The following is a 13270-nucleotide window of genomic DNA, read 5'->3' on the forward strand; positions in this document are numbered from 1 at the left end:
CTTGCGGCCCCGGGTTCTCTCTGCAAATGGACCCTGCACATGGCTGTTCCCTCCTCTGCTGCCCCGCTGTTCCCACGCAAACTGGCCATCGCCTTGCTGGCCCTGCTGGCCTGTTCATTCGCCGGTAACCACATCGCCGCTCGCATCGCCTTCGATGACGGCACCGGCGTGCTGCTGGCGATCCTCTGTCGCTCAGGCATCACCTTGCTGGTGCTGGCCTGCCTGCTGCTGTGGCAACGCCAGGCGATAGGCCTGCCTGCGGGTACCCGTCACTGGCAGTTGCTGCTCGGCCTGCTGATCGCCACCCAGAGCCTGTGCCTGTACTCGGCAGTGGCGCGCATCCCGGTGGCATTGGCGCTGCTGGTGGGCAACACCTTTCCGATGTTGCTGGCATTGCTCACCTGGGCACTGGGTGGCGCACGGCCTACTGGCCGCCCGGTGCTGTTCATGGGCCTGATCCTCTGCGGCCTGGTGCTGGCGCTGGATGTACCGGCACGCCTGGCCGACAGTGGCACGGCCAACTCGCACTGGGCGCTGGGCGTCAGCCTGGCCTTTGGTGCCGCCTGTGCGTTTGCCTGTGCCTTGTGGATCACCGACCACAAACTGGCTGCCGTACGCGGGCCAGTGCGCAGCCTGCTGACCTTGCTGATCGTGTTTTCCAGCATGCTGGTTGCAGGCGCAAGCGGCGTGATGCCGTCGGGCTTGTCACTGCCCGGCAGCAGCGGTGGCTGGGTCGCCTTGGGCAGCCTGGTGGTGCTGTACGGCCTGGCCTTCACCTTGCTGTTTGTGTGTGTGCCAAGGCTGAACATGGCGCAGAACGCACCGGTGATGAATGTCGAACCCATCGCGACACTGCTGCTGGGCTGGGCGTTGCTCGATCAGCAACTGAGTACCCCGCAACTGATCGGCGCCGCCGTGGTGGTGTGCGGCATCGTGCTGCTGACCTACCGTCGGGCCCGTTGATTGTTCATTTGAAAGGAGCCTTGAATGGCTGTGACCGAGCTGCACCTGCAAGATAACCTGACCCGCCTGAGCCTGGCCCCGGAACTGGGCGCCAGCCTGGTCAACTGGGAAGTAAAGGCAACCGGGCAGCCATTGCTACGCCATTCCGACGCGGCCGCGATGGCCACCGGTACCCCACGACGGCTGGCCTGTTACCCGCTGGCGCCGTGGTCCAATCGCATTTCCGAGGGTGGCTTTTCCCGGCCCGAAGGCTGGCAGGCACTGGCGCCCAATACCACGCACGACGCTTACCCGATTCATGGCAGCGCCTGGCAACAACCCTGGCAGGTGGAGCACCACAGCGAGCGGCGCGTGCGCCTGACGCTGCGCAGTGACGTGCCATTTGCCTACCAGGCCACACTGGATGTGCACTTGCATGAGGGGTGCCTGAACCTAGACCTGCATGTCACGCACCTGGATGGGCGGGCTAACTGGTATGGATTGGGATTACATCCCTACTTCCCGCGGTATCCCGATACCAAGCTGCATGCAGCGGCACGCAAGGTGTGGCTGGCCGAAGATGGGCGGTTGCCATCGTATGAGGCCGAGATACCAGAGCGGTGGAGTTTTGAAACCCTGCGAGGATTGCCTGACACAGTCGTGGATCACGCGTTCAATGGCTGGCCGGGGGAATGCGTGATCGAACAGCCCGGTGCCGGGTATCGCTTGGCGTGCAGTGCCAGTGGGGCTGAGCATTTCTTGCTGTTTTGTCCGCAGGGACAAGGTTTTTTCTGCTTTGAGCCGGTTACCCACCCGGTCAATGCCCATCACCTGCCGAGGCGGCCAGGGCTGAGGTTGTTGCAGCGAGGGGAAGCGATGAGCCTGGGCTTCAGGATGCAGTATCAGCCGTTGTAACCAGATTGCTTGAATTGGGGCCGCTTTGCGGCCCCAAAATCTCAAGCCTTATGCAAGCACCTCAGTCGAAGCCATTACCGGCTTCTCCGAAGATGGCGTTCGCACCTCCCGCGCCACCTTCCACACCAACACCGCCGCCACGATATCGAACGCGGCCAGCACCACGAACAACGGGCTGTAGCCAATCTGCGTGACCAGCACGCCGAACACCAGCGTAAACGCCGCCGCCCCCAGATACCCGCACATGCCGCCCATACCGGTCGCCGTGGCCACCTGGTCCTTGCTGAACGAGTCGGAAGTGATCGAGTACAGCGCCCCCGACAGCGTCTGGTGGGCAAAACCGCCAATGCACAGCAACAGGATCGCGGTGTACGGGCTTTCCACCAGGCCAATGCAGGCCGGGCCGATCATGCAGCTGGCACCGAACACCAGCACCATCTTGCGTGAGGTGAACAGCGACACCTTGAAGTAGCGGTGGAACAGCGGGCTGAGGTAACCGCCCAGCACACAGCCGATGTCGGCCGCCAGGAACGGCAGCCAGGCGAACATCGCCACTTCCTTGATGTTCATGTGCCGCTCGGTCATCAGGTACAGCGGAATCCAGGCATTGAAGGTTTGCCAGGCAGGCTCCGACAGGATCCGCGCCGATGCGATGGCGTAGAAGTTACGGGCCTTGAAGATACGCTTCCACGCGCCCTTCTCGCGGGTGTCCTGCTTGAAATGCGCTTCCTGCCCGGCCAGGATGTAGTCGCGCTCCTCGTCACTCAGGCGTTTCTGGTCACGCGGGTGCTTGTACAGCAGCATCCACAACAGGGTCCAGACAATGCCCGAAACGCCAACGATCACGAACGCCAGCTGCCAGCCACTGTGCAGGATCGCCCACACCACCAGCGGCGGCGCCAGCAAGGCGCCGAGCGACGAGCCGATGTTGAACCAGCCAATCGCCACCGATCGCTCCTTGGCCGGGAACCACTCGGTGGTGGCCTTGACCCCGGCCGGCAAGCCGGCGGCTTCGGTCATGCCCAGCAACCCACGCATGAACGCCATGCTCTGCCAGCCGGTGGCCAGGGCCGCGCCGGCACAGGCCAGTGACCAGGCCATGGCGAACACGGCAAAGCCCAGCTTGGTGCCGATGAAGTCGATGAACCAGCCGGCAATGGGCTGCATGAGGGCGTAGCACACCTGCCAGGCAGCGACGATCTTGGCGTACTGCTCGGTACTGATGGCGAGGTCGGTCATCAAGGTGGGGGCAGCCACCGAGAGGGTGTTGCGGGCGAGGTAGTTGACGACGAGCCCAGCCGTGACAAGGCTGACCATCCACCAACGGATGCCTTTCATCTTCATGGTTCACCTGAATTTCTTGTTTTTAGAGTGGCGAGCGTTTGGCGCAAACGCCGGCAGGGCTATTTGCGACAAATTGTTTCAGGCGAAAGAGTGCCACGTCATAGGTCGTCGTACAACAAATATTATTTCAAGCTGTTTTAACCCTTGTTGTACGATCTCAATCGAGTTGTTGGGCTCGCAGTGCCTGCGCCAGCATGTCGATGAAGGCCCTGACCTTGGCCGAGCCATACTTGCTCTCCCGGTGCAGTACATGAATTGGCCAGGGCGCCTCTTCGTACTCGGCCAGAATCACCTGCAGTTGCCCGTTGGCCAGTTCATCGGCCACTTGGTACGACAACAACCGGGCAATACCCAGCCCGCCACTGGCAGCCGCGATGGCCCCATCGTTGCTGGTGACCGTCAGCCTCGGCTTCATGCGTACCATGGTCGGCTCTTCTGTCACCCCGAAGCGCCAGCCGGCACGGGGCGACAGGTTGGTGGTGCCGATTACCGCATGCCCGGCCAGGTCCGAGGGATGTTTCGGCGCGCCATGTCGCGCCAGGTAATCGGGGGATGCGCACAACATGCGCCGCACCCTGCCGACCCGCAACGCCTTCAACCCCGAGTCGGGCAACGGGCCGATGCGCACCGCAACGTCCATGCCCTCCTCGACCATGTTCACCACGCGGTCCAGGAAGTAGGCAGACACATCGACCTCAGGGTACTGCTGCAGGTAGCGGACGATGCACGGCATGACGAACTTCTTGCCGAACAGGATCGGCGCGGTAACCGCCAGGTCGCCCTTGGGGGTGGCGTTGATGCCCGCAGCGGCGGCGTTGGCCTCGTTGATGCTGGCGAGGATATGCCGGGTGTCTTCCAGGTAGCGGCCTCCCGCTTCGGTCAGGCGTACGCTACGGGTAGTGCGCAGCAGCAGTTTTACCCCAAGCTGGTCTTCCAGGGCGCTGACGGCGCGGGTGACGGCGGCCGGAGAAATATCCAGGCGGCGGGCAGCAGCGGCGAAGCTTTCCAGCTCACCTACGGCGACGAACACCTTCATCAGGTGGATCTGGTCCATGCGGGCTCCTGAGGACATGAGGTGCCGGGATTATTATTCATCTGGGCATTTTGTGCTGCCCGCGAAGAGGCCGGGACTGGTTTGTCAGATGTCCAGCACCAATGCCTGTAACCCCTCCTCCACCTGCGCCGGCACCGCACAACAGATCAACACCGACCCCGCCTCCGGCAGCTCTGCCGGTGGATTCGGGTAATGCACCTGGCCACTCACAAGTTTGGTCTTGCAGGTACCACACGAGCCACCCCGGCAACTGAACTCCGGCGCCAGCCCACGCGCCTCGGCCAGCTCCAGCAAGGTACCGCTGCCGGGTGCCCAGCGCGCTTCCTTGGCCGATGCCGCGAAGTACACCGGCACGGGCTCGCTGGCCGCAGGCGGCTGTTGCAAGGTGGGCTGGTCGGCGTCCGTGTGCCGCCGCAACGTCGACGGCCCGAAGGCTTCTGCGTGAATCCGCGCATCCGGCACATGCACGCCGCGCAACCCTTCATACAAGTCCTGGGTAAAACTGCCCGGTCCGCACAGGTAGAAATCGTAGTCGTCCAGCGCCAGCGTCGCCTTGACCTGCTCGATGCCCAGACGCCCGGCAAACTCGTAATCTCGCCCAAGCAGCGCTTGGCCTTCCGGCTGACTCAGGGCGCGATGGATGTGCAGCAAGCCTCCCGCCTGTTGCCGCAAGCTCGCCAGTTCCTGCCTGAACGGCAGGTCGGCCAGGCTACGCGCGCCATGGAATAAGTGGATGTGCCGCGTCTGGGCCTTGCTCAACTGCTCGCGCAGCATGGCCAGTAATGGCGTGATTCCCACCCCCGCGCCAATCAGCACCAGCGGCCGCGTGCTCTGCATGTCCAGCGTGAAGCTGCCCATGGGTGGACGCACGTCAAGCACATCGCCGGGCGCAATGCGCTCATGCAAGTGGCGGGAAACCGGGCCCTGGGCTTTGACGCTAATACGCAAATAGCCATCGGAAGGTGCGCTGGACAAGCTGTAGGTGCGGATCAGCGGCGCTTCACCGTCACGCTCTACCTGCACCGGAACATGTTGCCCGGGTGCAAACACCACAGCGCTATCGCTGGGCGGCTGAAGGTAGAACGAACGGATATCACGGCTCTCCTGCTCCACCCGCAGTACGCGCCAGGCTTGCCATTGGCGCTGTTGCTGGCGTTGCTGCAAACGCGCTTCGGCCTCAGCCCAGATGCCGGTCATCAGGCTGGTCGGTGCGTACTCCTTGAAGGCCCAGCGCAGGGAAACCGCAGCCGGCCGCCACACCACCTGCTCGACCTCCAGCGTCCACAGCCGCTCTGCACCTTCAAAAGCCTGGATGGCCGGGTTTTCCAGCAGCACCTCGGCACGTCCGCACACCTGCAGAACGTTGCCGCTGCTGAAGTCGATGAACAGCAAACCTGCCCTCGGGTTAACCCACAAGTTGCCCAAGGTGTTGAAGTGCAGGTTACCGGCGTAGTCGGGAATGGTCAGCGTGTTGCCTTCGACCTTGACGAACCCTGGCCGACCGCCTCGGTGGGAAACATCCACCGAGCGCTGGCCGCTTTCATGCTCGACATAGCTGGCGACGAAGCATGTGTCAGCAGACTGGATCATGCTGACGGTCGTGGCATTCAGTGTTGTGGCATCGACGCGCCCTTGGGCCGGTTCGGTGACGCGGGTGTAGTCGCGCAGCTGGATGTACTGCGGGCAGTTGCCGAACGACTGCTCCACCGCCACCTGCAATTGCCCCGCAGCAGCCTGGCGGATCTGCCCGTTGATGCGGTTGCGCCGGCGGGTGTGCAGCTCGATGCCCAGCAGGCCGATTGCCTGCCCGGCGACCAGCCCCGGGGTGGCGGGGTCATCTGCCGGTAACTTGGTGTCAATCGTCAATTGCCGTGGGTCGGGCGAGCTGACGAAACCTTCTGGCCCTTCCAGCAGCGTCGCCCAGGGCCGACCCTGAGCGTCAACGCTAGCCGCCACCATGAACGGCAACTGGTGATAGAACGTGCGGTGTTGGTCGGGCATGTAGTCACGAATGACCTTTTGCCCGAACGCCTCCATGCGCTCTGCTACACCGACCTTTTCCTGCAGGGCTTGCTCGCCCGCATGCCAGGGCGAGGGGCGTTGGTCCGGCGTCTGTCGCATGGCGGCGTTCCTCCCGAGGGCGGGGTGTCAGGCGCTGGTCTGCAGCCCGATCACGGTACGTGGCATGGGCACGAAGCCCGGCAGTGACTCGATCCGCGCCAGCCAGCTACGCACATTGGCATAGGGCTCCAGCGACACATTGCCCTCTGGTGCGTGAGCGATGTACGAGTAGTTGGCGATGTCAGCGATAGTGGCTTTGTTGCCGGCCAAGAAGGGCGACTTTGCCAGCTCGGCATCGATCACCTTGAGCAGGGTGTGGGCGCGGGTGATCACTTCGTCGGTGTTGAACGCAGCACCGAACACGGTCACCAGGCGGGCAGCGGCGGGGCCGAAGGCCAGCGGGCCTGCAGCGACCGACAGCCAGCGTTGCACGCGGGCGGCAGCGGCTGGCTCTTCGGGCAGCCAGGTGCCGTTGTCATATTTTTTGGCGAGGTAGACGAGGATGGCATTGGAGTCTGCGATCACCGTGCCGTTGTCATCGATGACCGGTACCTGGCCGAACGGGTTAAGGGCCAGGAAGTCCGGTTGCTTGTGGGCCCCTTTGGCCAGGTCGACGAACACCAGCTCGGTAGGCAGGTTGAGCAGAGACAGCATCAGTTCAATGCGATGGGCGTGGCCAGACTTGGGGAAGTTGTAAAGCTTGATCGGGTTCGACATGGGCTTGGCTCCTGGTCAGCACCGGAGTGGGCTGGTGGAGCACATGCTGCACCTGATCGGCGCAGAGCAGAATCCGTGTGATGAGGAAACCATAATTTCGCTGCGCGAAATAATTCGCCAGTTCGGTCGTGCCAAACTCCAATTGCCGCGCCAGCGCGACCCCGCATCCCCGAGCGCCTGGCTGCCACACTGTCGGCGTTCGAGATCCGCCGCAAGCACCTCTGAGCCGACTGTGTGCTGGATCTGCTGGTCTCTTCGCGGTTTTACCAGCGAAAAGGCCAGCAGCCTTATTGCAAACTCTGTATCAGTGCAGCTTGTTGAAATACCGGAACAGCCCCCGCGCGGCCTCGACCACCTGTGGCACGCACGCCTGGATATCGGCTTCGCTCATCTGGTCCAACAACTCGAAGTTGTCCTCCAGCCCATGCAGCGAAATAGCCTTGAGCAGTTGATCCTGCTCTGGCGGCAACGCCTCCCAACCGGCAACCTGGGTAGCGCGCATGTAACCGAAGCACCACTCCTCCATGACGATCACATGGCCTTCCTCACCTTCGTTTTCTTCGAATAGCGGCTCGAAGTGGTCGACGTCGTCACCCAGCTCTTCTGCCACCTGGTTGGCATAGCGCAGCATCAACGCGGTGTACGCTTCTTCGTGCGCAGGCTTCTTGAACTTCGGCACCTTGCCACCGGCTACCGCAGGCAGCCATTGCTCGGGGTAGACGGTGACCGGCGAGCTGGCGAGCGCGGTGAAAAAACCATTGAGTTCGGCCAGGTTCAGCACCGAGTAGTCGTTGCCGTAAGTGATCAGCAGGTCTTCGAGGCGATCGAGTTCTTTTTCGCTGAGTGCGGGGAGCATGGGCGTACATCCTGAGAAGCAAAAGTGTGTGCACCCTAGCACAGCAACGCTTGAAGGGTTGCCCGTGCGTGCCACTGCACGGGCAGATTTTTCAGGAGGACAGCCAACGCGGCAACTCATGCTGCCGGTCGGTGGCAATCAGCAGCCACAGCAAGATGCGGCACTTGCGCGGGCAGAGCTGCCCGGCCATGTGCACACCTTTTTTCTGCAAGTCGATCTCGGAGCCGGAAAACCCGTAGGTTGCCCCGGCTGTAGGTCCCTTACCTGTGCGAGTGGCGACAATGACTGGCAGGGTTGGCGTCATGTGCTCCAGAGCATCAGACCAACTGCCGGAAACATGGCCAGCGCCAAAGCCGGCGATGACCAACCCGTCGTAACCCAATGTGGGCACAGCCTGCAGCAATGCCGTGTCAGCGTCCAGGCACGCCTCGAGCAGGGCAACGCGCTGGTCGGAACGTCCCGGTAACGGCAGCACTTCCCGCCTGTCTGGTGGATGGCGATACGTAGCGACGCCCTCTACAACTTCGCCCAGAGGACCAAAGCCAGGCGACTCGAATGCCGCCATCGCCAGGCTGGCCGTCTTGCGAACCCTTGCCGCGCAATGAACCTGATCATTCATCACCACCAGCACACCACGCCCACTGCTGCCTTGTGCCAATGCAACCTGTGCCGCAGCCAGCAGGTTGGCCGGGCCATCGTTGCCCGGCTGGCTGGCCGAGCGCATCGCACCGGTCATCACCAACGGCGCATCGAATGGCCAGAGCAGATCAAGGAAATAGGCCGTTTCCTCAAGGCTGTCGGTGCCTTGGGTCAATATCACGGCCCGGGCACCGCGCTCGACCTCGCAGCGAGCCCAGGCCAGCACATCCAGCAGCGCCCTGAAGCTGAGCGATGCACTGGGCACCAGGCACAATGACGTTACGTTCAACTGCGCCATCTCGCGCAACTGTGGGACCTGAAGCAGTTGCTGCTCACAATCCAAAGTGGGCGTTACACCACACCCAACCGCCGCAGCCTGCATACTGACTGTCCCCCCCAAACTGGCGATCGACAGCCTGGGCAGGCCCGAATGCTCAATCATGCTTCTCCCCCCACAAGTAACCCGATCAGCGGTACGATTCCCAACGTGCTGACGGCCATCGACACTACGTTGCCGATGTAGCCATGCATATAGGTCGGCAACCGCTGAGTGATCGCCACTGCCAGCGGTGGAGCCACCAGCGCACCCAGCACTGCACTGGCCACGACTACTTGCCAACTGCCTCCATGCGTCAGCACTGCGGCCGGCACGATCGAGACGATCGGAATGTAGGTAGGGTACCACCCACGGGCTTGCCACTGGCCGCGCCAGAATACGACTCCGACCAAAGACGCCAAGGCCTGCCCAGCCACTATGTGCATCACCAACATTGAACCGTATGCGGGGGCCGCCGGGGACAACAGGTAAGCCAGTAACACGCCCAGTAGTAGGCCGAGGCTGGCCAGTTCATTGCCAAAGAACGGCGCTTCGCTGAAGTCGGCCAGCACACGCCGCAAGGTCCAGACCACACCGTAGTCTGGTTGGCTGGCCACAGGTTTCGCAACGTCGGGTTCGTGGCTTTGACGTACCCAAGACGGGAAACACTTGCACAGCAGGAACGCGACGACACTTGCCACGGCCATACCACTCACGTTGCCGATGACCACAGGCAACTGCAGGGGATAGCACAGGTAGTTGACCATCAGCAGACTCGCCGGGGTTACCAGTAGTGCCCCCAGTAGCGCGCCTGTGATCGTCACTCGCCAGCCCGCGCCAAACAGCAGCACCATGGCTGCCGGCAGTGACACGAAGGCCACAAACGTTGGTTGCCAGGTGCCACTGGCCAAGGTCCATCCCCACAAGGCGTGGCTAAGTAAGAGGCCCATTAGCGAGCTGGTAAACACCCATGGCCACAGTCCGCTTCCATAGCAGATGGCAAAACCCTGCCAGCGATACCCGCGAAGATGGGCCCAATGTGCCAGGCTAGCGCCTAGCAGCAAGCCCAGCGCAGGCAGCTCATGCTTGTAGAAAGCGACCTCGCTGATATCGCCCACTATCCAGCGCAAACGGCTCAGCGGTTGGTCGAGGGTCGCCGCCAGTTGCCCGTAGTCTGGCCATTGGCCTGACGCAAGGCTGGCTACCAGCAGCATTAACAGGCAGGTGAAGATCAACACAGGGGAACGCTGCCGATTGGGCAGCAATAATGGCTTCATCTGTGGATCCTCAGCGTGGCATAGGCGCATGCAGGCGGTAGCCAAGCGCAGCATCGTAGAGATCGGTACGGCGATCACGCTGCAGGTCGTTGAGGCTGTTCCAGATCGGCGCTGAACGTGCGTTGCTGAGGTCGACATCGGCATACAGAATGCTTTCCTCCTCCGCACTAGCCACCTCACCAATGGGCCAGCCATTGGTTCCGGCAATCAACGAACAACCGAGAAAGCGCCCCCCTCGCTCACTGCCGATACGGTTTGCGGCAGCGATGTAGACATTGTTTACGTGCGCGGCCGTCATGGTCAGGTACGACGCCATGCAACGCCCTGCTTCATCAAACAGGGGTGGCGGTGTCCACACCCAGTTGTTCAAGCTGCATATGATGTCCGCGCCTTGCGCTGCCATCAGCCGCGGCACTTCAGGGAACCAGATGTCCCAGCAGATCAGCAGGCCGATACGCCCGATCGGCGTCTCGAATACCGGAAAACCGAGATCGCCAGGGGTGAACCAGAGCTTTTCCTGATTCCACAGGTGAGCCTTGCGATAGTGCCCAAGCAGGCCGTCGGGGCCGAACAATGCGGCGCTGTCGTAAAGCTTCAAGCCATCACGCTCGGCAAATCCTGCGGCCAGGTACACCTGATACTCCCTGGCGAAATCAGCCCAGGCTTTCAGGCTGCGGCCTGCCTGCAGTGTTTCAGCATGGGCATAGGCCTCGGCACGGGAGTGAAAGGTATAACCGGTGTTGGCCAGCTCGGGCAGCACGATCAGATTGGCACCTTCACGCGCCGCACGCCGGGCCAGTGCCAGGCCTCTGCTCAGGTTGCCATCGCAGTACTCTAGCCCGACCTGTGGGTCGTACTGGATGACAGCGATACGTACGGGGCTGACGGGGGTGCGTTGTTCAGACATGGCGACTTCCTTTTTGTGGTTGTTCTGGAAGGTCGCCAGTAGAGCGGGGTTGCGCTTGGGAGGGACAGTCGGGCAGGTCCTATGGGAGCGAAGGAGAAGCGAGTAAGTGCAGTAGGACGAATCTCACAAAAACACCCAGACGCCGCTATTTCCCAAGTTGATAATGCGGATAGTGCTCAAGGGTGAAGCCTCCATTGAACGTTGCGGATGTGTTGTTGCAAAGATTGATGACTGCATCGAGCGCGGTGCGTAAACACGGCTCGGTCCAGCCGGCGTCAACAGAGAAGGACTCTCCAGCCAAGTACAACCCCGAGCTGGCACTGTAATCGCGGTTGTATTTCATCAGGCCGACCGCGTCGTAGTAGGTACCTGCGCGATACAGCTTCGCGCAGCCGAGCGCATTTTTGTCCGTCGCCCAGCGCTGTATGCGAATGTTTCGGGTATCGATGTAGGGCGATATAGGTTCAGTCACATTGCTGCAGCGCAGGAGGATCCGGTCGAGTTCCTCAAGGCACTTGCTGGCCAATTCTTCATCAGTAAATGCAGCTAGCTTCGTTGCATCGTCCTCCCAGGTGTAACTGAGCAAGATACAGTCATCTGTGTAACGGTCGTTGTACCGATAGGCATAGACATCGTGGACAAAGCTGTCGGTAACGAGAATCTGGGGTAGCGCCGGCTGTCGGTCCAGAAAGCTCTTCTTCAGTGGTGCGTAGACCTTGCAACTGGTTTCCCAGTGAGCATGCTTCCAGGCGTCCACAATCGACGGCGGCAGTACCCGACGGCTGAAACCTTCGAGGCGTATATTGGTTTCAATCAACCAGGACGGGAGGGTCAAGATCACACTGTCGAAGTCATCGTACTGAAGGCGTTGATGCTCAGAGTCACTGTTGTGCCAACGGTATCCGACGCGAATGCCGCCCCCATCCAGTTTTTGCAGTGAACAAACCGAAGTGTCCGTCAACAGCCCGTCATCTCGTTGAAGGAGGTAGTCGTAGAGCGAAATGCCGTTCATCCCGGCATCCAGAAACAACAAGCTTTCATCCATTGCAGCGAGACCGATGTAAGCGGGTGCCTTGAACATCAGTCCCCTGCTGTCAGGGACGTTGCTGGCTTCCAGATACGGCGCAGCGTAAGGTGTACCCTCTTGGTCAACGCGCCCATGCACCAATTGCAAATGGCTGCTGAAACCAAAGATGGCTGTACGCAGCGGGTACAGGCAGCAGACATCATAGAAGGCCCCCCAACTGCCGTCGCCAATACCGATTGCATAGAAAATGGCCGACTCTTCACTGTTCATGCCCAGTCCGCCAAAATCACCGGGGTTTGCGGGATCCCATACATCCAGCGTGGGCAAATGCACCAGATCCCTGAATGACAACTGGTGATAGCGTTCGACAACAGCCTGCCACATCGACGTCCAACGTTCAGTGCCATATACAATGGCGATGCGCTCGGCAAACTGCCGGGCGAAGCGATGCCATTTTTCATAGACGTTTTGCAGCGTAGCAGTAGGCGGAGGGGTATTTCCTTGTGGGTTGCACCAAACCAGCAGCTTCGGCTCCCCTTCGCCGTCTAGTTGCCCGTCGCGAAGATAGATACCGGTTGCATTTACCCAAGGTGTCCCCGGGTTCGGGAAATCGGAAAGCCGTAGCTCAAACAGCTTGGCGTAATAGGCCATGAGCGAACGTCCATCTTTCGGAGATTCGCCTGTCCTGTTGAACAATGGCATGCGCATGGCCCCCATTTCGAATGGGGTTAAAGGCTGCTTGTGATTACCCTTCTGGTTCACCACTGTCAGGTGGCGGCCGCCAACACGCTGGGACTGCTCCATCAAGGTGATGCGGGTATAGCCGCAGCGAAACAGTTCCCGAGCGGCAGTCAGCCCTGTAACACCAGCACCGACAATACAGATTCGATGCTCGGGCTTTGCGGCATATGCAACGCCTCCCTCTTGTTCAATCAAACGACGGTAATCAAAGCAAAGATCGGGAGGGTTTGGAAAACGCGCGGCCCACGGTTGTAGTGGCGATGTAGGCTCTATGGCCAGATCAGCAGGATGGTTATGTGTCGAACCGATGGTCATATTCTCGTGCTCCCCATGAATTGAAGAGCCTGAGAATGTCCAATTTGGAGATCGGTTGAGAGGTTGCTATGCACCACCAGCCAACACCCACAGGACGTCTAGACCCTGTGGGTGCCAGCTTGAAGCTACGCCTTACACCGCCAGCGCGCGCTCACGCAG

At 61.1% G+C, this 13270-nt stretch carries 11 protein-coding genes; 2 read left to right on the forward strand and 9 right to left on the reverse strand.

The genetic code is table 11. The features are described from left to right. The first annotated feature begins 39 nt into the window (after positions 1 to 39). A complete protein-coding gene (locus tag ACF8R4_RS01540) occupies positions 40 to 963 on the forward strand; it encodes an EamA family transporter (RefSeq protein WP_104833295.1) in 924 nt (307 codons plus the stop codon). 24 nt (positions 964 to 987) lie between these two features. Continuing rightward, positions 988 to 1857: an aldose 1-epimerase gene (locus ACF8R4_RS01545; RefSeq protein ID WP_164524189.1), complete on the forward strand. Its 870-nt coding sequence runs from the start codon at positions 988 to 990 to the stop codon at positions 1855 to 1857. Between the two features lie 48 nt (positions 1858 to 1905). Here the strand turns inward: ACF8R4_RS01545 and ACF8R4_RS01550 are convergent, their stop codons facing one another. The 9 genes from ACF8R4_RS01550 to ACF8R4_RS01590 all read right to left on the reverse strand — a co-directional run bounded on the left by ACF8R4_RS01550 (position 1906) and on the right by ACF8R4_RS01590 (position 13111). Further along, a complete protein-coding gene (locus tag ACF8R4_RS01550) occupies positions 1906 to 3201 on the reverse strand; it encodes an MFS transporter (RefSeq protein WP_060498586.1) in 1296 nt (431 codons plus the stop codon). Positions 3202 to 3358: 157 nt separating this feature from the next. Then, positions 3359 to 4255, reverse strand: a complete 897-nt coding sequence (locus tag ACF8R4_RS01555) for a LysR family transcriptional regulator (protein WP_104833297.1) — start codon at positions 4253 to 4255, stop codon at positions 3359 to 3361. A gap of 84 nt (positions 4256 to 4339) precedes the next feature. Next, on the reverse strand, positions 4340 to 6376 hold the full coding sequence (locus ACF8R4_RS01560; RefSeq protein WP_104833298.1) for a pyridoxamine 5'-phosphate oxidase family protein: 2037 nt from the start codon (positions 6374 to 6376) through the stop codon (positions 4340 to 4342). Between the two features lie 27 nt (positions 6377 to 6403). Beyond that, positions 6404 to 7033, reverse strand: a complete 630-nt coding sequence (locus tag ACF8R4_RS01565; protein ID WP_104833299.1) for a glutathione S-transferase family protein — start codon at positions 7031 to 7033, stop codon at positions 6404 to 6406. A 304-nt stretch (positions 7034 to 7337) separates the two neighbouring features. After that, entirely contained in the window at positions 7338 to 7889 is a 552-nt protein-coding gene (locus ACF8R4_RS01570) for a UPF0149 family protein (protein ID WP_060498583.1), read from the reverse strand. 91 nt (positions 7890 to 7980) lie between these two features. After that, a complete protein-coding gene (locus tag ACF8R4_RS01575; protein WP_060498582.1) occupies positions 7981 to 8970 on the reverse strand; it encodes an asparaginase in 990 nt (329 codons plus the stop codon). Then, positions 8967 to 10121: a hypothetical protein gene (locus ACF8R4_RS01580; protein WP_156868080.1), complete on the reverse strand. Its 1155-nt coding sequence runs from the start codon at positions 10119 to 10121 to the stop codon at positions 8967 to 8969. Before ACF8R4_RS01580 ends, ACF8R4_RS01575 begins: the two co-directional genes overlap by 4 nt. A gap of 10 nt (positions 10122 to 10131) precedes the next feature. Further along, positions 10132 to 11028 carry a nitrilase family protein gene (locus tag ACF8R4_RS01585; protein WP_060498580.1) on the reverse strand — a complete coding sequence of 299 codons (897 nt, stop codon included), beginning with the start codon at positions 11026 to 11028 and terminating at the stop codon, positions 10132 to 10134. Between the two features lie 145 nt (positions 11029 to 11173). After that, on the reverse strand, positions 11174 to 13111 hold the full coding sequence (locus tag ACF8R4_RS01590; RefSeq protein WP_392491551.1) for a flavin monoamine oxidase family protein: 1938 nt from the start codon (positions 13109 to 13111) through the stop codon (positions 11174 to 11176). Positions 13112 to 13270: the final 159 nt, after the last annotated feature.

The sequence above is a fragment of the Pseudomonas sp. FYR_2 genome (genome assembly GCF_043106425.1).
In the GTDB taxonomy this organism is placed as follows: Bacteria; Pseudomonadota; Gammaproteobacteria; order Pseudomonadales; family Pseudomonadaceae; genus Aquipseudomonas; species Aquipseudomonas monteilii.